The sequence below is a fragment of the Bradyrhizobium sp. PMVTL-01 genome, from assembly GCF_051861855.1.
In the GTDB taxonomy this organism is placed as follows: Bacteria; Pseudomonadota; Alphaproteobacteria; order Rhizobiales; family Xanthobacteraceae; genus Bradyrhizobium.
Genome location: NZ_CP193983.1, coordinates 505061 through 527973, shown reverse-complemented (window position 1 = coordinate 527973; position 22913 = coordinate 505061). Strand labels below are relative to the sequence as shown.

The 22913-nt window shown below is 61.5% G+C and carries 14 protein-coding genes and 2 pseudogenes; 5 read left to right on the top strand and 11 right to left on the bottom strand.

The window, feature by feature from the left end:
* Nucleotides 1–8 precede the first annotated feature (8 nt).
* Entirely contained in the window at nucleotides 9–1121 is a 1113-nt protein-coding gene (locus ACRQ5Q_RS43360) for a DUF1236 domain-containing protein (protein ID WP_439400381.1), read from the bottom strand.
* A gap of 726 nt (nucleotides 1122–1847) precedes the next feature.
* Between ACRQ5Q_RS43360 and ACRQ5Q_RS43355 the strand changes: the two genes are divergently transcribed.
* A complete protein-coding gene (locus tag ACRQ5Q_RS43355; RefSeq protein WP_439400380.1) occupies nucleotides 1848–2825 on the top strand; it encodes an ABC transporter substrate-binding protein in 978 nt (325 codons plus the stop codon).
* 38 nt (nucleotides 2826–2863) lie between these two features.
* Here ACRQ5Q_RS43355 and mdoH read toward each other — a convergent pair whose 3' ends face one another.
* Nucleotides 2864–4984, bottom strand: coding sequence for a glucans biosynthesis glucosyltransferase MdoH (gene mdoH / locus ACRQ5Q_RS43350; RefSeq protein WP_439400379.1), 2121 nt, complete (start codon nucleotides 4982–4984; stop codon nucleotides 2864–2866).
* Entirely contained in the window at nucleotides 4972–6432 is a 1461-nt protein-coding gene (locus ACRQ5Q_RS43345; RefSeq protein WP_439400531.1) for a glucan biosynthesis protein G, read from the bottom strand. Before ACRQ5Q_RS43345 ends, mdoH begins: the two co-directional genes overlap by 13 nt.
* Before the next feature lie 1412 nt (nucleotides 6433–7844).
* Here ACRQ5Q_RS43345 and ACRQ5Q_RS43340 point away from each other — a divergent pair.
* Nucleotides 7845–8219 (top strand): hypothetical protein, encoded by a 375-nt coding sequence (locus ACRQ5Q_RS43340; protein WP_439400378.1) that lies wholly within the window; start codon nucleotides 7845–7847, stop codon nucleotides 8217–8219.
* Nucleotides 8220–8592: 373 nt separating this feature from the next.
* Here the strand turns inward: ACRQ5Q_RS43340 and ACRQ5Q_RS43335 are convergent, their stop codons facing one another.
* Both ACRQ5Q_RS43335 and ACRQ5Q_RS43330 read right to left on the bottom strand, forming a co-directional pair.
* Nucleotides 8593–8808 (bottom strand): BLUF domain-containing protein, encoded by a 216-nt coding sequence (locus tag ACRQ5Q_RS43335; RefSeq protein WP_439400530.1) that lies wholly within the window; start codon nucleotides 8806–8808, stop codon nucleotides 8593–8595.
* 15 nt (nucleotides 8809–8823) lie between these two features.
* Nucleotides 8824–9585, bottom strand: a complete 762-nt coding sequence (locus tag ACRQ5Q_RS43330; RefSeq protein WP_439400377.1) for a molybdate ABC transporter substrate-binding protein — start codon at nucleotides 9583–9585, stop codon at nucleotides 8824–8826.
* An 824-nt stretch (nucleotides 9586–10409) separates the two neighbouring features.
* Here ACRQ5Q_RS43330 and ACRQ5Q_RS43325 point away from each other — a divergent pair.
* Entirely contained in the window at nucleotides 10410–10640 is a 231-nt protein-coding gene (locus ACRQ5Q_RS43325; RefSeq protein ID WP_439400376.1) for a hypothetical protein, read from the top strand.
* Between the two features lie 7 nt (nucleotides 10641–10647).
* Here ACRQ5Q_RS43325 and ACRQ5Q_RS43320 read toward each other — a convergent pair whose 3' ends face one another.
* The gene (locus ACRQ5Q_RS43320) at nucleotides 10648–14016 is read right to left on the bottom strand and encodes an AAA family ATPase (RefSeq protein ID WP_439400375.1); all 3369 of its coding nucleotides are present in this window, start codon (nucleotides 14014–14016) and stop codon (nucleotides 10648–10650) included.
* A gap of 584 nt (nucleotides 14017–14600) precedes the next feature.
* A complete protein-coding gene (locus ACRQ5Q_RS43315) occupies nucleotides 14601–15401 on the bottom strand; it encodes a phytochelatin synthase family protein (RefSeq protein ID WP_439400374.1) in 801 nt (266 codons plus the stop codon).
* A gap of 327 nt (nucleotides 15402–15728) precedes the next feature.
* Here ACRQ5Q_RS43315 and ACRQ5Q_RS43310 point away from each other — a divergent pair, with 327 nt between their 5' ends.
* Nucleotides 15729–16697, top strand: coding sequence for a tripartite tricarboxylate transporter substrate binding protein (locus ACRQ5Q_RS43310; RefSeq protein WP_439400373.1), 969 nt, complete (start codon nucleotides 15729–15731; stop codon nucleotides 16695–16697).
* A 351-nt stretch (nucleotides 16698–17048) separates the two neighbouring features.
* Here the strand turns inward: ACRQ5Q_RS43310 and ACRQ5Q_RS43305 are convergent.
* From ACRQ5Q_RS43305 to ACRQ5Q_RS43290, 4 genes and pseudogenes are all read right to left on the bottom strand, one after another.
* Nucleotides 17049–17574 (bottom strand): annotated as a pseudogene (locus ACRQ5Q_RS43305) (IS3 family transposase); the annotation flags it as partial.
* A gap of 230 nt (nucleotides 17575–17804) precedes the next feature.
* Nucleotides 17805–18182 (bottom strand): PRC-barrel domain-containing protein, encoded by a 378-nt coding sequence (locus ACRQ5Q_RS43300; RefSeq protein WP_439400372.1) that lies wholly within the window; start codon nucleotides 18180–18182, stop codon nucleotides 17805–17807.
* A 1024-nt stretch (nucleotides 18183–19206) separates the two neighbouring features.
* Nucleotides 19207–20469 carry an IS91 family transposase gene (locus ACRQ5Q_RS43295; protein ID WP_439400371.1) on the bottom strand — a complete coding sequence of 421 codons (1263 nt, stop codon included), beginning with the start codon at nucleotides 20467–20469 and terminating at the stop codon, nucleotides 19207–19209.
* A gap of 11 nt (nucleotides 20470–20480) precedes the next feature.
* Nucleotides 20481–21403 (bottom strand): annotated as a pseudogene (locus tag ACRQ5Q_RS43290) (tyrosine-type recombinase/integrase).
* A gap of 345 nt (nucleotides 21404–21748) precedes the next feature.
* Between ACRQ5Q_RS43290 and ACRQ5Q_RS43285 the strand changes: the two are divergent.
* A complete protein-coding gene (locus tag ACRQ5Q_RS43285; RefSeq protein ID WP_439400370.1) occupies nucleotides 21749–22723 on the top strand; it encodes an ABC transporter substrate-binding protein in 975 nt (324 codons plus the stop codon).
* Nucleotides 22724–22913 lie beyond the last annotated feature (190 nt).

Genomic DNA, 22913 nt, shown 5'->3' with positions numbered 1-22913 from the left:
TTGCGAGATCAATCGATCTCTTCGATGACGCGACGTTCACGGGGTTCGACGATGTAGGTGCGGCTGTCCCGGTTGATGTACCGGTACTCGCGAAGGGTCGGAGCATCCCGATAGACCTCCTCCGGGAACGCCTCGATCTCCACCCCTTCGGGCACGCGCTCGCCGGTACGGATTTCGGTCCGGACCGAGCTGCCGGTGGTCACCCGCTTCTCGCGCTCGACCGGACGCGCCTTGGCGTGCTTGCGGACGACTTCGCGATCGCGGTCGCTAAACGTTACCTTGCGCTGCTCCGCAGGCGCCGGCGCGGCTGCCGTCGAACGGCCAGAGTACGGCAGGACCGTCACGATCTTGTAGGTCGACGGCTCGACGATCGCGATCTCGTCCTTCACCAGGACGAAGTTGTAGCCGCGATACTGCGGCACGATCTCGATGACCTCGGCCGGCAGCGGTTGCAGGCGGACGTCGCGCGGGACGACGGTGCCCGCCGACAAGGAGAAGTTCACTTTGGTGAGCGGCTGCACGTTCAGGTGCGAGATCGACGCGCTGATGCGGGTTCGTTGCTGGTCGTTGATGTTCACCGACGCGTTCACGTCGGTGTTCGACGAACGATCCGCCGTGTTCTGCTGATTGTTCGGCTGCTGAGCGGTGTTGGTCGAGCCGCTACCCGTCGGCGACTGCGCCTGGCTGGAGCCCGAAGCGGGCGGATTGGCGCTCTGCGTCTGATTGTTCGTGCTCGACGGTGGGGTGGTCTGCGCCTGGTTGGAGGGCGTCGTGCTCTGGTTGGAGGGATTGGTCTGAGCCTGGTTGGTCGAATTGTTCGAGGCAGGCGCCTGCGTCGTGTTTGTGCCGGTGCCGGAATTGGACGACTGGCCCGCCGCATTCTGGCCTGACGAGGACGGAGACTGCGTCTGGGCGGAGTTCATCGAGGGATTGCTCTGCGCGGACCCCGACGAGGAGCTGGGTGACGTTGTCGCAGTCGACGGCGACGTGGTCGACGTGGAATCCTGCTGACGCTGCGTCGCGGACGGATTGGTGCTCGACGTGCTCGGAGAAGACTGCGCGAACGCCGAAGTCGCGAGGGCGACCGCCGCGGTCGTGGCCAAAAATAAACGCTTGTTCATCTGAAACCTCCATGCGGACGCCGATCAACCCTCGGAGCGGCGTTCGGTTCCGGATCGGGAAATCTCGGCAACTGGCGCGAGATTGACGCATGGGTTTTGTTTAGCGAACCGGAAATGCAGGTTGGTGGAACGGCAAGCGCACGTTAACCATAAGGACGTTCGCCGCGCTGCGCGATCTGAGCTCGAACGCGGTGCGTCTCACGGCAATATGGAGCATCGCGGCGGGTTGTGTATCCTTTGATACTTTCGCGGCCCGTCAGAGCTGCTACGACTTACCGGCACGAAGCGGCGGGGGCGGCCGATGAAACGACTGAAGGATTCCTTGGGACAACTCGGCAACCCGACCTGCCCCAATTGCCGCATCGCCATGAAATGGTTTCGATCCGAACTCGTGCGGGACAATCCCCGACGAGGATCGCGCACCTCTTCGTCTGTCCCAACTGCAAGCGCGCCGAACGACAGGAGACGGATTTCACACCGGTCATCGTGCCGCCCGACGAGCCGGCCGGACCGCGATTTCAGGTCATCGACGGGGGTAAGCAGGCCACCTGAGGGTTTGAGGAGGGGCCTTCTCGTCGATTGCGCGAGTTCTGGGTCGCCGACCCAGGACTGATTCCTGCCGTGATCGCTGCGTTCACCGGTCACGATGGCGATATCCCAACTTCGACCCGAAACCTCTGCGCGTGACCTGCAGAATGTGTACCTTAGTTGTAAGAGGGGGAAACAGTGCGAAGGCGCGATTTCATCCGAGCGTTTGCCGTCGCGGCCGGCCTGCCGGCAATCGTACGTGCCCAGCAGGGGCAGCCCGTCGTCGGATTTCTCAGCACCCGCTCGCCCGAAGAAGCCCAAACTCACACGAATGCCTTTCGGCGGGGGCTCGAGGAGATGGGGTACGCCGAGGGCCGCAACGTCGTCGTCGAGTATCGCTGGGCGAAGGGCGATTACGGCCAATTGCCCCCGCTCGCCGCCGACCTCCGCGATCGGCGGCCCTCGTTGGTGGTCGCGGCCGGCGACCCCGCCGCGAAGGCGGCGAAGGCGGCGAACTTTCCGGTCCCGATGGTCTTCGTGGTCGGCGAAGATCCCGTGCAGGCGGGCCTTGTGAAGAGCATGAATCGTCCCGGCATGGCGACTGGCGTCAACTTCTTCACCGGCGACTTGGGAGGAAAGCGACTAGCGCTCCTGTGCTCGATGGTTCCTGCGGCCCAAGTGCTGGGACTACTTGTGAACCCGCGCTTCGGCGCCGAGGCGGCCGAAGAACACAAGCAATCGATCGCGGCGGCCGCCCGCACGCTCGGGCGCGAAATCCGGGTCCAGCAAGCGAGCACCGACGCCGAGATCGACTCCAGTTTTGCGGAGCTGGTCAAGGCAGGAATCTCAGGACTGATCGTGCAGAATGATCCGTTCTTCGACAGCCGCCGCGAGAAAATCTTGGGACTTTCGGCTCGGGATCGACTGCCGGGCATCTTTCATATCCGGGAATTCCCCGCTGGAGGGGGTCTCATGAGCTATGGCGCCAGCCTCTCCGACACGTATCGCCAGTTGGGCGTATACGCGGGCAAAATCCTTAAAGGCGCGAAACCGGACGAGCTTCCGGTTTGGCGGCCGACGAAGTTCGAATTGGTCATCAACACCAAAACCGCCAAGACACTCGGCCTTGCCGTACCTCCATCGGTTTTGATCGAAGCGGACGAACTGATCGAATGATCGCTCATGCAATCCTTCGCCGATGGGCGCACCCGGCCTCATAGCTTCTGCAACACGGTCGAGAGCGCCGAACCGTCGTTCAAGATCGAGAAGACCTCACGCGAGGACAGGTGCTCTGCGACCTGCTCGAAAGTATCGCTCGCCTCGACCTTGGCGCGGCCGACCGCTAGGTTGGCATCGACCGTGTCGGGCCTGGTGGAGCGAGGGGGTGGCAGCTGCGCGAGATGGAATGCCAGGAGCGCGGGGTCTTGGCGCAGCTCCACCAACGCGGGTCTGATCCCTACATCAGCCGACGCGCTCAATTCGTTGGCCCGGCGTAAGACGGGAGGCGGCTCTCTGTCCTCAGGGGTGGCGAACAGTTTGCCGGATGCAGGTCTGGCCGTCAGCGCCCCGATGGGGACCGCGAACAGCAGGCCAACGATGACCGGCAACATCCAGAGCAGAAGGGGAAGCGAAACGGCGTAGGCGCTTGCCGCCATCGCAACGCCGCACAAGGTCGGGACCCCGTACTTCCGATAGAGCTCGCGGCGCTCCACCGTGCCGTCGTCGCGCCTTTGCGTCTGCCAGCCCGCATCGCGGCCGGACAGTATCTCCACGACCGCGATCGACTGGAAGATCATCATCACAGGCGCCATCAACGCCGACATGACGATCTCTGCGAAAACTCCGGCCGAGGTTCGCAATGCCCCGCCGAATTGACGTCGCTCCGAGCCCCGCATCGAGACGAGGAGCAGGCTGAGCAGCTTCGGCAACAGCAGCAGCCCCATGGTGGCGACGAACACCCAGATGGCGAGGACCGGATCCTGAGCCGGCCAGGTCGGAAACAACGAGAAGCCCTTCGGAAAATACTCCGGCCGCACGAAGCGGGCCTGTAGCGAGATCAGCATCCCCAATAGCAGGAACAGCAGCCACAGCGGCGCCGTCAGATAGGCGCCGATGCCCACCATGAAGTGCAGACGCGACAGCCAATGGAGACCGCGTGCAGGCACGACAGCGAGATGCTGAAGATTGCCCTGGCACCAACGCCGATCGCGCGCGGCGAAATCGAGCAGCGAAGGCGGTACCTCTTCGTAGCTTCCGCCGAGCATCGGCAGCATGTAGATGCCCCACCCGGCCCGCCGCATCAGCGCGGCTTCGACGAAATCGTGGCTGAGGATGTGCCCGCCGAATGGCTTGGGCCCCCGAAGTTGCGGCAGCGCCGCCGCTTCGGCGAACGCCTTCACCCGGATGATCGCGTTGTGTCCCCAATAATTGCCCTCGGAGCCGTGCCACCAGGCGACGCCGGCGGCGATCATCGGTCCGTACAGGCGGCCTGCGAATTGCTGGACGCGGCTGAACAGACTTCGCGCATTGACGATCATCGGCAGCGTCTGGACGAGCCCCGCGGTCGGATTTGTCTCGATGGCATGGACCAGTCGGACGATGGTCTGCCCGCTCATGAGACTATCAGCGTCGAGCACGATCATGAAGTCGTAGGCGCCGCCGAACCGCGTGATCCACTCGGAAATATTCCCGGCTTTGCGCGCTGTATTCTCGGCTCGGTGGCGATAGTAGAGCCGTGGCATTCCGACCGCCTGTCGCAGCGCGAGAAGCGCTTTCTCTTCGGCGACCCAGATGTCCGGATCGGTGCTGTCGCTCAGAACGTACCAGTCGAACAGCTGTCCATGCGAGCTCGTCTCCAGGGATTCGATAATCGCACGAAGCCGCGCCGTCAATCGGTGCGGGTCTTCGTTGTAGGTGGGAAGGAGCATGGCGGTACGGCTTGCGATCTCGGGCAGGGCCGCATCTTGCGCGAAGGCGCCCGGACGATGGGCGAGCAGCACGAAGAAGCCGGCCAGCGCGGAGGCGAAGGAAAAGGCGACCCAGGCGAGCAGGACCAGGAAGAGCGCCAGCACCATGGCTTCCAGGACGGTGACGCCACCGACCTGCAGCACGCGATACATCTCATAGCCGCCAGCCGCCGTGAGCGCCGCCGTCGAGAAGAGGATAAGGCCGCGCCGCCAGGCCATTGCGGGGGCAACCGGCGCAGGAATGCGGTCGGCTATCCGGTTTTTTCCGAGGTTGCCAGGAGACATCGGAAGGGGGGACTCGCTCGGTAGCAGGCGCTGGGTCGCGATATCGCCGGCAAGCGGCCGCGGTAGCGTGCTCAAGGTGCCCATCGGTAGACCCAGATTTCCGACAGGGGCTTGTCGCCTTCGGCCAGCAACGCGCGCAACTCGATCGGCTCGCCTTTCACCTGGCACTGGAAGCTGAGCCGCCAGCCACCGGTGTAGGGATTGGGCTGCGTGACGATGTTCTTCACCTCGGACTTCTCCGCCGTCACCACGCCTTTGACGCCGGCAGGATCGATGCCCTTCAGGTTCTCACCGACCAGATCGAGGACGAAGAGGCGGGCGTCCTCGCCCCGCGCCCCTATTCCGCTTCGCGTGAAGCGGGCCAGCGAATGCGGCTTCGGGCTGTCCGGGCCCCAATGCAGCCGATAGGTGTAGTTGTGTTCGCCCTTGGCCTGCAGCGGATTCTTCGGCCGCCAGAACGCGGCGATGTTGTCGTGGACCTCTTCCTTGGTCGGGATCTCGAACAGGACGACGCCGCCCTCGCCCCAATCGCCGATCGGCTCCATCCAGAGACTTGGACGTTTTTCGAAGTTGGATTCGATGTCCTGGTAGGCGAAGAAGTTTCTCTCCCGCTGCATCAGCCCGAAGCCACGCGGATTGAGATCCTGAAAGGTGCTGATCTGGAGATCGCGGGGATTGCTGAGCGGCCGCCACAGGCTCTCGCTCTTGCCATTGAAGATCCCAAGGCCATCGGAATCGTGGACCGAGGGGCGGAAATCGTCGATGTCGTTGCGGTCGTTCGGACCGTAGAAGAACATGCTGGTCATGGGCGCGAGACCGGCCCGCGGCATCTCGACGCGCGGGTAGACCGACATCTCGACGTCGAAGACCGTGGTCTCCCCGGGGCGCACGGTGAACCGGTAGCTTGCTGCGCAGCTCTTGCTGTCGAGCAAAGCATGGATCACCAACGAGGTCGCGCCCGGCGCCGGCCGCTCCAGCCAGAACGTCTTGAAGTACGGAAATTCCTCGCCCTTGGCTTCGCCCGTATCAATCGAAAGTCCCCGGGCGGAAAGCCCGTATGTCTGACCCTTGGCAACGGCACGGAAGTAGCTCGCGCCCAGGAAGACGCAGACCTCGTCGTAGTAGTCGGCGCGGTTCATGGGCGCGTGTATGCGGAAGCCCGCGAACCCGAGATCGATGTCCTCGAAAGCCGGGACCTTCTCGCCGAAGGAGAAATCCGCCTTGCGGTACTTGATCTCGGTAGCCTTCCTGTCCGCGACCTCGAAGATCGTCACCCTGTTCTTGTAGAAGAAGCCGCGATGAAAGAACTGCGCCTCGAAGGGTAGACTATTCCCGCGCCAGAGCGCGCGCTCGGGCAAAAAGCGGATCGAACGGTACTGATCGTAGTCTAGGTCCTTCAATCCGTTCGGGACCTTCTCGTCCGGCGCCTCGTACGGTTTGCCTGCCAGCGCACGGGCCAAGTCCCTGACCGTGGACGGCCCAAACGCGTCATGCGACGCGGCGGCGTAACCGCTGGGCGAGGCGAGCAGCAACGCCGGCAGCAACGCCGACCCTTGAACAAGTTGCCGTCGGTTCACGTGCTCTCCTATCCGCTACTGCTGCCGCGGCCATGCAACGGCCGCCAAGCGAGCGAGTTCCACCGCGCGGCCAGCATTGATGCCGCGTGCCCGGTCTCAATTAAGCAGACGCGCGCGGAGCTTTCTGATGATTTCCCGGAGATCAGCGGCGTATTCCTCCGCGGCCCGAGGCGCCTCTTCCAGGCGAGCCTTCGTGGAATTCGGCTCGCTGCGCTGGACGTGTTCAGCCGGCTTTTTCACGTCCGTAGGATTCACTGCTTGGACGTCGGACACTTGCGCCACATGACTGTTCCCGCTTATGTGTCAGCGCACCATCTCATGGTGCGTTTGAAGCGTCATCTGCACAACGGCACAGACGAGCATGATGCAAGCCGAGATGCCGTACCGGACGAGGATCGGAAGCCGATGCTCCAGGACCGAACGACCAGCTTTCGTAGACGCGGTGGCACCCGCGAAGTGTCCCGCGCGAGGCCATGCCGAAGGCGTTCGCCGATCTCCTCGCAAATCGCCCTGCAATGTCTCAAGTCAGTAGTCTTGAGGCGGAAGCGGTTTCGCCATGGCTGCCACCATGTTGGCTAAATTTGCACAGCTTCCTCGCATGTGCAGTGCTTCCTGCCGCCGCCATCACGTCGAACTCACCCCTATCCGAGGAACCGAAATTCCCTTTCATAGGTAAATTTTATCGGAGGTTTGGGAACCCGTTCTAAGTGAGCCTGTTGGTTTGTGGGGAGGGTTCCGATAAAGGGACCATTGCCATGAGGACCGGATATCTCGCTGCGATGGTAATAGCTGTTTTCGCCTATAGTACGGCACTGGCGGTCAACTCTGTCGGCTCACACACTTCCGAAAAACAGTTCTTGCCGGATGCCGCGCAGATAGCAGAACGATTAGCTGCGTCCGTGAATGCGTTTTCGCTTCGGTTCTAACAGCCACGCGCGACTCAGCACGCGCTCCTATTCCCGTGCAGCGACCTCTGCGACCGCCTCGGGATCGATCGTCTTTCCGGAAAGGTCCTGATCAGGACCTCGCCACCGGATTCAGCGAGTTCGCAGGCCTTGGCAAGAGCCTCCTTCGCGGAGCCCACCACGACAGCGATCGCCCCTCCGCCACCGCTCCTCGAAATACACCTGGTACGCGTCGCCCATCGGCCCCCCGCTAGGCAACGTACCGGCCGGGCTCGGGGTCGGCTAAATCCAGCCACAGCACGCAGGTGCCGCCGTTTGCCGCGCCGGCTACGCGACGACACGACCTGGGCGCAACTGCGGGCGGCGATCTGATTTCCGAAGCCAATGCCGGGCCGCTCTTCGGGCCGGTTCCCCGGAACTTCTCCAAAAAAGAGGGCTTAACCCATGTTGGTGGAGGCGCTCATGGGACAATCCAAGCCTTTCGGAAAGTTCGCTGTCGTCGTCGAATGCGATCGGGACCAAAGGGCAGCGATGGACAATCTTCTCCAGTCGGGCAGATTGACGGTATTGACGTATGACACTCTGAGCAAAGCACAGCGGGCGCTCTTCCATCTGGGAGACTCCGTCGAGGTGCTGGTGGTCGACATGGATCTGGATCTCGAAGCGGCAGGGATGGAATGGCTGGTTCGAGTCAAGCGCAGATTTCCGAACTTGCATATCATCGTGGTCTCGGACGACAGCGCCGAAATTCCACAAGATGTCCACGTGCTCCCGAAAAGCTGGCAGCCCTTGGATCTGCTTAGGGAGGCGTCGCGGAGGGTCTCCTATCGAATGTGAGATAATTCCCGGTCTCACCGATAGGCTCGAGGCGGCAGCGTATCTATTCATCGGCAATTCTGGCCACCGACGACGTAGGGTGCGACGCTCGCGTTCGACAGGGCGTGCGCGTTCGGGACGGTCGGCGGACTGAGCTTCTCGCAGCAAGTTGTACGAAGAGATCGTTCAGAAGCGACCGTCCACCAAAAATTGCGGCAACGCCCTCGTTCTCGAAAGCGGCTTGAACAGTTGCCGGCAGCCTAACCTCCTCACCAGACGGGAACAGAAACCCTCAGCGAGCCATCCGAATTCTGGAGCTGTTCGGCCATCATCTCGACTACCCCGTCGCCAGAAACGAAGTTCGTGCCGACGGGAAACGCCGCCGGGTTTTCTATCAGAGCCATAGCCCAATCGGCGAACCTGCGATCTGTGACCGGCTTTGGCTTTGCTTCGACGATGCTGATGTCCGTATGCCGGCTATCCCGCATATCCGAATGAAGAGCTGCGAAACGTTTACCCTATCCCCTTCGAGAACTTGAGCAAAAGTATCTTTGTCGAAAAGGAGAGCGCCGGACCCAAACGAAGGTTGTTCTGTTCTGCGGCTTGGCAGCTCAGGGCCAATGCCTCAGCCCGGCGTCATTCCCTTCGCTTTGATGATGACGCTTGCTTCTGGCGACTTGAGGTACCCGAGCAGCGCTTTTGCGGCATCTCCTTGCTTTGTGTCCGCGGCAGCCGCGCCCGTAAAGACGACTTCTTGCTGCAGGTCCGTAGGGAATGGGCCGACGATGTCTAGTCCAGGGGCGGTGAGCACATTCAGCAAGAACACGCCCAGCTCCGCTTCGCCCTTTGCAACCGCCGCAACGATCTCGGCTGGTGCCGCTTTTGCCTGAAGCTTGCCCTTGATCGCCTCGGCGACACCAAGTCGATCGAATGCTTTCGTCACTTGCGCACCTGCAGCGCTTGCCGGCAGTGTTGCAATCGACTGTGCTTTGAGCAGCGCAGCCTTAAATGCGTCAGGTGTGCCGATGTCGGGCTTCGGAGCGCCAGCTCGCACCGCAATGCCGAGGCCAACGCGCGCAACATCGGACGTCGTGCCGGCGGCGAACCTTGCACGTGCTGCTGGGTCCTGCATCACCTCGACCGGCACGACGCCGACGTCAAACGACTTTCCCGACGTCGCCTCCTTGATCAAATTTGGCGTGGTGCCGAAGAAGATGTCGAGCTTGTGTCCAGAAACCTGCTCGAATTTCGGTTTCACCTCGGCCCACACCGCGGTCATCGCGCCGCCCGCCAGAACGCGCAGCTCGGCTGCCTGGCCGTTCTCGACCAGAAATGTAACAAAGACTGACGCGAGGAATGCCGCGCGCGGAAGACTCAACGCTGTCATGATGTGCTCCCCATGCAGCTTAGCGGTTCCGACTGCTCAGCGCCATATTGCCTGCGCGCATGCGGCGCATCGGCCGCAGGTCCGGAAATGTGCAGGTTTTTGGACGCCGGCAACAAGGTGGCTCCGCAAGCTCACTGGCCGGCGTCCAAAAAGCGCCAAGGCACGAAGTCGCGGGAAGTTAGGCACCGGCGGAGCAGCGAGTGCTATGAGGTGCTCGACCTAGGAAAATTCGAAGAGTAGGGGTCTCGATGTGCGCACAACTTAAGCGGCTTGGCACGAGTATTGCTAAATGGGGGATTTAATCTTCTTGGCCCGTGCAATTTCAAATAGTTGCGCGTGGCGGAAATGGCACATCTGACAACCACTGCGCGATTGATCGCTCGATCGGTGTCTAGCGGCATAGGACGAGTCAATTTCTTGCGACCCAAAAGATGCACGGCACATTCAAGCAGACTGCATTGCGCTCGATGTGGCTCGCCAGGTGCTGGCCCGGAGATGATCTGCTGGTCTTGACCATACTGAGCAGGCGGTCGCGACGCGAGTCGATCGTGTTGACCCTAGCCACCCCGCTACTGCTGTCCTTTCGACCAACCACCGGCCCCTCGGCTCTTGCTCCCGCGCAGCGGGCTGGAGCGCAGCGACTTTGTGCGCTGGCCCAAGGCTGTCTAACTCGGCGTTCGCCCGAAGGTCCGCAGTCGGGTATAGACCGGAAACGACCTGCATCGGCCCTGACAGGCGCTGTTGATCCAAAGCCGACTTTGGCCGTGGGCGTCGCTCGTGGTGCAGCATTCTGCCATTGTGGTTTTTTCAGTAGAATATGGCCAATGGAGCAGCACCGGACTGTCCGACTTCGCCACGATATCCTGGCTGCTTGGCATCGCGTGCTGCTTGATGACGGAGAGGGTGAGCACCTGATCAATTTTCGTGATGGCGGCAACATCTTCATCAAGGCCGACCCAGTAATGGGGTCCAATAAACTTGGCCTCGGCATTCAGCAGCTACCCAACGACTCAGGCATTCCGGTTAACCGACACGTCGACGGGAAAGGCCGATAAGTTCATCCTAGGTGCAGAGTTCCTCTAGCAGCGACTTGCTGTCCTTCAAGTCGCAAACATCGAACCCCTCGTTGAAGCAACTGTGGATCGGGGCGAGAAGGTCGCGTGCTTCATCACCCTTGCCCTGGTGATGCCAAAGCCGGGCGAGAGTGACGGCAGAGCGAAGCTCCCAGAGTTTCGCCTCCTGCTGGCGAGCAATCGCAATGGAGTGTCGAAACTCGGTCTCAGCTTCGGCCTCGGCGTCCGGGCGAGCCGTCAGTATCAACTCGCCTCGTCGCCGATGCAGCTCGGCCTCGAACCATCGCACCCCCAATTTCTCGGTTAGTACCAAGGCGTCGGAGAGTTGACCGAGGCCGGTTTCAAATCGTGCTCTCTTTGCCTCGGCTGCCGCGAGCTGCGCAAGGTAGAACGGAAGAGTCCATGCTGCGCCGGAGGCTTGGAAGCCCTCGATACCGCGCCGCAATAAGTCGACCCCGGCGTCGGGGTGGCCGGCTTCGGCCAGCGTCCAACCGCGATAGGCGGTCCCCATCGCGAGAAAGAAGGCAAAGCGCTGCTCCGAGGTAAGTGCAACTAGCTCCTCGGCCAGTCGCCCAACCATACCCGCGTCATTGAGGACGAAATGCAGCCGGCAAGCGACGCTCAGCGCGAATGCGAGGCTGATCGGGTGCGACGACCCGCGCGCCTCTGTCAGGGCGTCCCCGCTCTGCACGCGCGCCTGATCGGCGAAGCCAAGAAGGCCGCAGGTCAACGAGAGGAACGAGAGCATCGCCACCCGAGCGTTTTCCGCGAACAGAGCCGTCAGAGAGCGCTGCTGCGCCGGATCGTACAGGGCGAGCCCGCGCTCAAGATGGACGCGGGCCAAGGCTAATTGTCCGCGATGAAGCCAGCTATCGCCAACGGCCCGATGACCGGCGACAAGAATGGCCGCATCGTTCTGTCGTCCGGCCAAATCGAGCAGGTCCTCGGCAATGCGATGCGATCGCTCCGTTTCGCCACGCACGTGATAATGCACGAACTCGCCCCAGAGTGCTTTGAGCAGGTTCGGCCTGTCGTTCAATAACTCGCAGAGGCGGCGCGCCCGGGCGTAGGCCTGGCCGGTCTCTTCGGCCGCATGGCCCTTCGCGGCAATCAGTGCGCCGCCGAGCGCAAGCTGAAGTTCAGTTTCGGTGCGCTGACGCTCGGGGGTATCGGGCAGATGGGATAGTTGATCGAGCGCCTTTCGCATCTGCGCGATTGCTTCTGTCATTGCCGATCGAGCCTTTGAACGCTCGCCGGCGTCCTGCCAATACGACACCGCCTTTTCGATCAGACCTGCATGCGTGCAATGATGGGCGAGGATCTCCGGTCGCTCTTGAATGCCCTTATAGAGCCTCTCCTCGAGCGCGCCCACGATTCGAGCGTGCAGCTCGCGGCGTTGGCTGCGCAACAGCGTGCCGTACGCCGCATCTTGGATGAGCGCGTGTTTGAACAAGTAATTGGCGTCAGGCGGTTCGCCACGCCCAAACATGAGCTCGGCATTGATCAGCCGATCAAGTGCCGCCTGCAGCTCGTTGTCGCATCGCTGTACAACTGCGGCAAGCAGGTCGTAGGAAAACTCCCGGCCGATGGCCGCCCCGACTTGCGCAACTTCCTTAGCTATCGGACCGATCCGGTCGAGCCGCGCCATCAATGAAGCATGAAGCGTGGCCGGCACAGCAAGTCCGGGTAGCGGCGCGAAGGAGATGGCTCGCGGGATCCCCTCGTTGCTTGTCTCGAGCACCGCTTTGGTCAACTCCTCAACGAACAGCGGCACGCCATCCGTTCGTTCAGCAATCTCATTAACAATTTCGGTCGGCAACGTGCGGCTGCCGGCCACGCTTCGGATCAGCGTGGCACCCGCTTTCTGGTCCAGCCGGTTCATCACAAGCAAACTGACGTGCGGCTTTCCGCTCCATACCAGCTGGAGCTCGGGGCGGTAGGTGATCAGGACCAAAACTGGCAGGCTTGCTACGCGATCGACCGTCCGGTCCAGGAGCTCGCGGGAGCTCGGATCGATCCATTGCATGTCCTCGCAGACGACCATGACTGGGTGCTTTTCAACAAGAGTTTCAAGCAGGCGGACCAGAGCGGCGAAGCTTCTCTCCTTCTTTTGTTGCGGCGTAGCAGCAACCGGCAGATACAGGTCACCGCTGGGAATCGACAGCAACTCGGCCAGGATCGCCACGTCCTCGTCGGACGGCAATGCTGGCGATAGTAGCAGCCGGAGCTTGTTGAGCTTCACCTTTGGGGCGTCCTCACGATCGAAACCAGCAGCTCGCTGAAGTTGTGCGGTGAAGGGATAGAGCGCACTTTCCTGATGATGAGGCGAGCAGAAGTATCGCAAGAAGGTGTGCGGCTCGCGCTCGATACGCTCCTGGAGAGCCGCAACGAGGCGCGACTTGCCAATGCCGGCCTCGCCGACGAGCAGCATTACTTGGCCGCTACCCGCCTTCGCCAGGTCCCAGCTCCGCTCCAGTCGCGCGAGTTCCTCCTCACGCCCAACCAGCGGGACTAGCACCGATGGGTGCAACGCCTCGAAGCGGCTTTCTGCCGTTCCCTCATGAAGCACTCGCCAGGCTTGGACCGGGGCGGCAAAGCCTTTCAGAGCCACCGCGCCGAGGTTCTCGTAGTCAAAAAGCCCGCCGATGAGCCGTCGCGTGTCCTCAGCGATGACCACGCCATCTGGTTCAGCGAGCGCCTGCAGCCGAGCAGCAAGGTTCGGCGTCTCACCCAGGACCGCCTGTGTCTCTGCAGCCTCGCTGCCGATAAGATCACCTACGATGACGAGACCAGTCGCGAGCCCAAGACGAACCCGCAACTCGAACTCGGGCGGCCCTCCAGGCACATGCCTGGTCGCGGCAATCTCAAGCGCAGCGCGCACGCTGCGTTCGGCATCGTCCTCATGCGCTGAAGGATGACCGAAGAGGATGAGCATGCCGTCGCCGATGTAGCGGCTGATGGTTCCTCCGTATTTGCGGACGACCGCCGCTACGCTATCGCGGTACTTGGCGATTATGTCCCGTAGATCTTCTGGATCGAGCTTTGCCGCAAGTGCTGTCGAGCCGACAAGGTCGCAGAACATGATTGTGAGCTGGCGGCGCTCGGCGGAAGAACTTGGTACGAGGGATAAGCTCGAGCGCTCGGTGACCCGTGACAATATGGAGGCCGATGCACCGGCAGCCGCCATGACTTGCGGCAGTACTGTTGGCGTGAGCGCCGCACCGCAGTCACCACAGAAGTTCTTTCCTTTCGGATTGTCGGCTCCGCACGCGGCGCAGCGAAAGGATAGCGGCGCGCCGCAATCGCCGCAGACCTTCTTTCCCTCTGGGTTGAATCTGCCGCACTTCGGGCAATCCATGCCGCACCCAATCGAGTTTCGGTGAGGTCGCATCGGTCCATGGGCGCCCCCTCAGGGCGCTCTCGACGATACTCTTCAGCTGCCTACCAAGCACCAACAATGATCAAAGTCACAACCGTCAGGATGGAGATAGAGGCGATCGTCACAGGGACAATGAGCCAGCCGGGTGTCATCGTTGCCTCCCGAGCGTTTGTCCTCAATAAGCTAAAGCTCGCAGCACCACAGAATTATGAACTAGCTAACACTCTGCAGCTGAAGCCCTTTTTCAATCTTAGAAAGCTGACCACAGCCTGACACGACCGAAACGCGAGAATGTTGCTGCAGCCGCCTGGGCATTTGCCATAGGACCAAGAAAGCGACGGCGCACAGTCGGCTAGATGCCGGTAGCCTTTCGCTTCCAACCAGCTCCGTTCGGAACGCAGATCGAGCTCGCTTACTCGGGTAAGTAGTCGTCCAGGACGCGGGCGCTATAACATCGGCCCAGATCGAAACCTGCTCTTGGCAGCTCAAGTGCCAAAAATGCGGCTTATGTCCTCAAAGCGGGGCATTAGCGAGAGTCAACAGGGGACGATCAGTAGAACGCCTCAAGGGGTCTGCACGAGAATATACCCGCGGTTCTCAACCGTATCGAACGTGCGCATACCCTTAACGAGGGTCGTAGTTGGCATCCACACCCAGCCAGCGCTCGCGGGGTTGACGTCAAGGACAAGGAACGAGTCGGATTCAGCGTCGTATGCGCCAAGCGGCGAGACATGTCCGGCGCCCTGTTGGCCTACAGCCTTGCGTTGGTAGTTTACGATCACATAGTCACCCCGACGCTCGAGGTTTTCAACCAAATCAGTCCGGATATCCTGCTCAAGGTTGCTGTCATCAACGATGACAAGCCGGGTTGTGAGACCGTTTGCCCTCAGCATCTCATCTAGCTGTCGGATCTGGTAGCCGAAGTCCTGTATCTGTTTTCCATTGATCGTTATGGGTTCGCCGAGAACTTGCGCGCGGGTCTTCTGGCCTTTGGTGATCACATTGTCCTGCGTGAAGCGAGGGATTGTGGGATCAAAGGCGCTCGGAATGTATCTAAGATCTTCCGAATGTAATCGGCTCCGGTCCCGCGGGAGATCCGGGCTTCGACCTCGAACGGCGTTGAGCACAATTGCGGCCGACGCGGGCCCACAGAATGCGGCGTTCGACTCGGCTTCGAACTGATTAGCAAGGGCCGGAAAGTCTACCTTGGCAGTTGAGCGGGCCAGCCGAGCAAGCCCCTCATCCGACGAGAATAGCACAAGCTCCTGAGAAATAGTCGCTGGTGCATTGTCGAGCGCAAATGTTGCCGAAAGTTGAACCGTCGCCAGCAAGAGCGCGAGTGCCATTCGCGCGAGATGTGACATGGTTGCCGCCTGTTTCCTGGAAGCCCGACCGAAACGAATCTAACGAGCCCCAAAGGCCGGTTACAGCAGGAATGTTGCCACGTTTTAGCGAACTCAGGAGCCGGATACTAACTCGTGCGGTGCAATAGGGCTCCCAAATCATGCCTTCCGCCCATCGTGCAACAGGTGTAGCTTTCATACGAGCTGCCGAGCGGGACGTGCCGAAGTCCCTTTTATCTTAGTCGCAGCGCTCATGCCGCCGGCAAGTTCGGATCGAAATTCAACCGATGTCTACGGACCCAGTGCGGCTCCGCAAGCACTCCACATGCCAGCAGTGGGGAGGCCGCAATGAAAGTTCTGCGCCGTCAATTTCTGCATCTGGCAGCGGCCGCTGCCGCGCTTCCGGCCTTGTCCCGGGTCGCTCGCGCGCGGAGCTACCCGACCCGACAGGTGCACCTCCTTGAAGGCTTTGGCGCGGGCGGTGCACCCGACATCGTCGCGCGATTGATGGGTGAATCGCTGTCGGAGCGACTTGGACAGCCATTTGTCATTGAGAACCGCAGTGGCGCTACCGGCACCATCGCAACTGAGGCGGTCGTGCGAGCATCCCCCGACGGCTACACGCTGCTGTTGATTACCGCAAATAACCCGATAAATGCGACCATGCTCAGCGTCAATTTCGACTTCGTTCGCGATATCGCGCCGATCGCAGGCATCGTTCGTGTGCCTCTGGTTATGGAGGTCCACCCATCGGTTCCCGCCAAGACAGTCGCGGAGTTCATCGACTACGCGAAGGCCCGTCCTGGCAAGGTCAATATGGCGTCAGCCGGGACCGGCTCTCTGACCCACTTGGCTGGCGAAATGTTCAAAACGATGGCCGGCGTCGATCTCTTTCACGTACCTTACCGAGGCGCGCAGGTATTTCCTGCCCTTCTGACCGGGGAAGCGCAGGTCTATTTTGGTCCGCTACTCTCATCGATCGAATATATCAGGGCCGGCAATTTCCGCGCCCTCGGGGTCACCACGGTGGCGCGCTCGTCGATATTGCCGGGCGTTCCAGCTCTGGGCGAAATCTTGCCCGGTTACGAAGCAAGTTCCTGGTATGGCGTTGGCGCTCCAAAGCACACGCCGGCAGAAGTCATCGAAACGCTGAACAAAGAGGTCAACGTCAGCCTCGCCGATCCGAAACTCCAAGCGCGGCTTGCGGATCTGGGCGGCACGGCGCTTGGCGGGTCTCCCGCCGACTTTGCAAAACTGATCGCCGATGAAGTCAAGAAGTGGAGCAAGGTGATCTTGGCAGCCGACATGAAACGATAATGAGCAGCAAGCACCCTGGAATTGCGACTGGCCTCTGTCGGCTCAGGGCCGCGCGCGGCGGTCGAAGCGAGCGCTGGCCTGCGTACGCGCTACCGATGATAGCCCACATCACAGCAGGATCAGCCTGGTTCGGCGGCCCACTGGAGCCGGAATGAAAGAGGCCGCCTGAGGCGGCCTTAATTCATCTTGCCGCGGAGTTTCCGGATAATCTCGCGGAGGTCTTCTAGGTACTCCTCAATAAAGCGCCGCGCCTCCTTGTCAGCGTCGGGCCCGATGGTGTGGTGTCTCGAAAGGAACGGCCCCGAGGCGCACTTTACTCGTTGAGCTGCTGCCGGTTTGATGGACACCGGGTTAAGCTAATCCCACCTTGCGCTCGAACTCAACCGGGCTGAGGTAGCCGATGGTCGAGTGCCTGCGGATCTTGTTGTAAAACCTTTCGATGTAGTCGAACACATCGGCTCGTGCCTCGTCTCTGGTCCGGTAAATTTTGTTGGCCGTCCGTTCGGTCTTGAGCGACGAGAAGAAACTCTCCATCGCCGCATTGTCCCAGACATTGCCGGAGCGGCTCATGCTGCAGACAATGCCGTGATCGGCCATCAAACGCTGGAACTGCTCGCTGGTGTATTGGGCCCTGGTCGGAATGATGCAACAGCGCGTCCGGCTTGCCGCGTCGCCAGGCGGCCATCAATAGCGCGTCTGTCACGAGCTGTGCGGTCATGACGGCGCTCATCCACCAGCCTACCACCCGGCGTGAGAACAGGTCGATCACCCCTGCGACATAGAGCCAACCCTCGGCCGTCCAGAGATAGGTGAAGTCGGCGATCCACTTCTGGTTCGGCCGCTCGGCGGCGAACTGCCGATCAAGGAGGTTCGCCGGCACGCTCTCGAGTTGCCGATTCGCACTGTGCCGGGATACCGACGACAGCCGATGCTGCGGCTGGCTTCATTGATGCAATGCAAGTCAATGAACACAGGAGGTTCTCGCCGCAAGGTCCGCACCTCGCGAGAAAACAACGCCAGCGTCAGTCGGCCAGATCAAATCCGGCCGCAAAAAGAGGGCCGGCCGATCAGTTCAGCCGGCGCTCACAATCTGATGCGCCCTTGGCGTTATAGGCCACCTCGCCCTTCCCAGTAGGTGGGCGTCCCATAGTAGCGGTGGGTTCGCGTTTCCCAGTCTCGATCTTGCCAGGAGTCATCGCTGAACTCAGGCGCGTCCCTCAGCTGTTGCTCCGTGATGTTGGTTCGGAAGCCTTGTAGTGACGTGTCATACGTCAGAGCGCCCCAGGGAATGGGGTAATGGCTGTGACCCAAACCGACAAATCCGCCGAAGCTCATAACGGCATAAGCCACTCGGCCTGACACTTTGTCGATGATGAGGTGATCAATCTCACCGATGTTCTTTCCATCTGCTCCGTACACCTTGGTTCCCTGAATGTCTTCGCTCGAGATGCAGTGATGATCCGGATGAGCTGTTGCGCGGGCCATGACTTTGTCTCCTTCCTAGGTGGTTTTGTCGGCTTAACTCCGGCGCTACGAGGGCGTTCCTGCCTTAGGCCAACCTGTCGCGATCACCACCCCAGCCACGCTGACATTGACTGTAAGAACTCAAACCGACGGGCACTAAGACACAGATCTGGCGACGAGAGCCGGGCCGCTGAATTTACGCGCGGTTTTCCAGACGCGTTGCAGCCTTGGCTCGCATCGCAAGGTCCTCTTTGCGTCACGAAAGTGAGGTCCCAGGAGCCGTCGAATACAGAGCGCTTTTGCGCTTTATTTCGAAGAGCCAGTCTGACTGCCAGAACCGCTCGTCTGCTCGCTTCCCGGTTGGCCCGGCGGATGCGCAGAGGCACCCGGCTTATTTTGGTCGGCAACGTATCCGGACGCTCCTGAATTGCGTGTCTTGGCTCCTTTATCTGCTTCGTGTTGCATCTCCTCGTTGGGTTCGTTTGTCTTAAGTCCTTTGTCTACATCAGTGTGCATCTCGTTTTTGGTTTGCTCACTAGGCGCGGCCTTTTGCTGTTGCGCCGTCGCTTGGAAGGCAATTACGCTTGCGGCAACTACAGCCATCGCGAGAGTTACGGTTCGCATGCTTCTTCTCCAGTGCAGCGCCCCATCCGATAAACGCGCTACCTTTCCGAACGTTCGGTCGGTGATCAAAGAGTGGATTGGGAGGCCATACCTGACCGACCAATTAATGTCAGCTGTTGTGCAGGTTTTTGGACGCCGGCGACAAAGAGGCTTCGCACGCCGAACTGACCGGCGTCCAAAAAGCGCCAAGGCACGAAGTCGCGGGAAGTTGAGCACCGGCTAAGCAGCGAGCGCTATGGGGATTTAATGCCGGCGTCGGGCTCGATGATAGACGTGACGGCGACAGGATTGGACCTGCGTGTCCGGACGTAGGGCAGTTCAGGAGAGTGCATTAGGCTTTTGGGCGGGCGTTCGGAGCGCACCAATGCGCGATGTGCGCACTGATGGATGCCGCTGGGTTGAGCGAGATCGCCGCCGGCATTTAGCCAGCGCATCGGACCAGGACAACAGCAACGCTCACAGGAGGTCTTGGTAATGACGTGTCGATCCTGATCAGTGTCGGCCGCCAGCTCGGCTGGCAGCCGCGGGCGAACACCTCGATCACGATCATGCGGGCGCCACAGCGCGGGCATGGGCACGGCAGCATACGTGGCGTGTCCGTCGCGATATCCGGCTGCTCTCGCGGGTCGGCGGCCGGCGGGGCGACGTTGAGGAGTGCGCGGGCTGTCGCGATGCTCTGGGCGCGGTTGGCGTTGGCAAAGAGCCCGTAGTGGCGGATGCGGTGGAAGCCCTTGGGCAGCACGTGCAGCAGGAACCGCCTGATGAACTCGTGCGGGTGAAGCCGCATCGTCTTCCAGCGGTTGGCGCCGTTGAGGCGATAGTCCTTCCAGCGGAACGCAATCGCTTCGTCGTCGGCTGCAACGAGGCGGCGGTTGGAGATGGCGACACGATGGGTGTAACGGGCCAGATAACGCAGCACCTGCGCGGGCCCCGCGAACGGGGCCTTGCAATAGACCACCCACTTGATGCGCCGCAGCGGGGCGATGAAGCGCTTGAACGTTGTCTTGTCGGTGAGTCCGGCATGGGTATTGAAGAACTTTAGCTCGCCGACGTCGTGCGCATGCACGAGCATCGCCAGCATTTTGCCCTGGAACAGGCGCGCCAGCACGTTGACATGGACGAGGAAATTGGAGCGCGCGGCGATCCATCGCGCGTTATCGAGCGAGAGCCCTCCACCCGGCACGATCATATGCACGTGCGGATGATGGGTGAGCGCCGAGCCCCAGGTGTGCAGCACGGCCGTGATACCGATCCGCGCGCCGAGGCGCTTGCGATCGCTTGCGATGGCGAGCGTCGTCTCGGCCGCTGCCTTCATCAGCAGATTATAGATCACGCGCTTGTTCTGGTAGGCGATGTCACGCAACTCGCTGGGCAGCGTGTAGACGACGTGAAAATACGGCACCGGCAACAGCTCCGCTTCGCGGTCGGCCAGCCATCGGCGGGACGCCGCACCCTGGCACTTCGGACAATGCCGGTTGCCGCAGGAGTTGTAGGCGACCTCGGTATGGCCGCAGGCCGCGTTCTCGCAGCGTGCGACATGGCCGCCGAGCGCTGCCGTACGACAGCGCTCGATCGCATTCATCACCTTCAATTGCCCGAGGCTCACATGGCCCTGATTGGCGTCACGCCAAGCAGAGCCGTGATCGCGGAGGATGTCCGCGACCTCCAGAACGGGCCGAGCCACGGCCGGCGGCGCTACGGCGCTGGCGGCTCCTCATTGTCTCGCTTTGCACGGCGGCGGCGCGGCGCGCTTAGCCCCTCGAGCGGGCTCTCGATCTTGGCAATCAGTCCGATCGCCACGCGACTGTAGCGGGCTGTCGTCTCAAGCTTGGAATGTCCGAGCAACGCCTGGATCACGCGAATGTCCCTGCCGCGCTCGAGCAGGTGGGTCGCGAAGCTGTGGCGAAGCGAATGCAGCGGGACCCTCTTGCGCAGCCCCGCGGCTTTGGCGGCCTCCTTGAACAACCGGCTGAACTGACGCGTGGTCAGTGGCTGACGTTGACTGCGACCGGGAAACAGCCAGCGCTGTTCGGGCGCGACGCCGTTGTTGGACGCGGTCGGCCCCGCCTTCCACCATTGCCGCAACAGCTTCAGGACCGCTGGCGGCAGCATCACGTGCCGGTCCTTGCGGCCCTTCGACTGCACAATGCGGATGATCTTTTGCTCGCTGTCGATGTCGCCCGCCCGCAGCCGCACCACCTCGCCGGCGCGCAATCCGCAACCATAGGCCAGGGTCAGCATCGCCCGCGCCTTCAGGCTCGTCGCCATGGTCAGGACGCGCTTGACCTCCTCGGGGCTCAGCACCGGCGGCAGCCTCTCGGGCTCCTTGAGGTGCCAGACCTCGCCAGATCGTGACGACGTAGCGTGACGCGGAACAAGAACCGCACCCCGGTCATGATCCGATTGCGGTTGCAGATGCTCATCCCGCTCTCGATCAGGTGCAGCTGAAATCGGCGCACCTCGTCGGCCGTCGCCGTATCGGGCGAGCGTTTGAGCCAGGCGGCGAACCGCTTGCAACTGTAAATGTGGCCACGCTGAGTGTGCGGGTTGAGCTTGCGCGCAGCCATGTCTTCGATCATACGCTGACGCAGCGGACTGACTGTGTTGGTATCGCTCATGGAGAGCTCCTTCCTGAGTGAGGGTTGCAACACCTCGATTCTCAGGACGGGGCTCTCCAGTGCTACCACTATCGTCTCAACTGGCTACCGGCCTCTCGGCTCTTGCTCCCGCGCAGCGGGCTGGAGCGCAGCGACTTTGTGCTATGGCGCCCTTTTGCCCACGCATTGTCCGCTCCCGAAAGCTGAGCGGAATATCGTCTTGGAGCTGCCGCGGGAAGCGTTGGACCCACAGCGGCTATCCACGTCGGGCGCGCTTAGCCTCATCCGTGATTCGAAATGGCATGGCGCACATGCGAGAGTTCGCGTACAATCCGCCCTTTCAGCTCAGGCCAGGGAGGGCGCTCGATGAGACGGCGCGATTTCGTCCTGCTTGGTGGTGCGCTTGTCTGGCCGCTTGCGGCGCGGGCTTCCCCCGAGAAACGGCCGCTCGTCGCATGGCTGTCCGGGGGTACAACTGAGGTTGCCCGACCGTTCGTCGCCAGTTTTTTGGACGGCATGCGAGAGCTCGGTTACGTTGAAGGCCGTGACTTCGACATGGCGTATCGCTCTGCCGAGGGCGTTTTGGACCGAGTGCCAGCACTTGCAGCGGAGATCGTTCGGCTCAAGCCAGACATTATCCTAGCCGCCGCCGTCAGCACCGCAGTCCCGGCCCGGAAGGCGACGTCGGTAATCCCAATTGTCTGCCCTGCGCTGGCCGACGCCGTGCATCTCGGCCTGGTTGTGAGCGAGGCGCGGCCGGGCGGCAACGTTACCGGAATAGAACCCTACGTGGCGGGATTGCCTGCCAAACAGATGGAGCTCGTGCGCGAGGTTGCGCCAGGGGCGCAACGGGTCGGACTGCTTACAAACATGCGGGATCCCAAGGCACCACCCCAGGCGCAAGAGTTGGAAGCTGCGGCCAAGGTGCTGGAAGTGACGATCACGGCGGCCGACGTCAACCGGAGCGAAGAGATCGATGACGCGATGCAGGTGCTGGCAAGCCAGCACGTTGACGTCGTCGTCGTGCTGCAGACCACGCTGCTCTTGAGCCTGGGCCGGCGGATCGCCGAATTGGCGGTGGCAAAGAAATTGCCGACCATCTACGGATATCGCGAGCACGTGGCGGCCGGCGGGCTGATCAGCTACGGCGTCGATTTGCGCTGGTGCTATCACCGCAGCGCCTATTTCGTCCACAAGATTCTGCACGGCACGCCGCCGGGCAACCTGCCGGTGGAGTTTCCGAGCAAGATGCTGCTGTCTGTTAACCTCAAGACCGCCAAAGCGCTTGGCGTGAAGATCTCAGAGGCGTTTGTGCTGCGCGCCGACGAGGTGATCGAATGAGGTTCGCGACTTCCGATCCTGGCCTTAGATGCCTTGCGCTCCTCGCCTCGCAATGTCCGCCTCCGAAAGCTGAGCGGAATAGCATCGTGGAGTTGCCCAGGTCGGCTTTGATCCAAAGCGGTCAATTAGAGCCAGTCCCTTGAAGCTGAACACGCAGTATGGCCGGGCCGATGCTCCGCGTCTGCCCTCG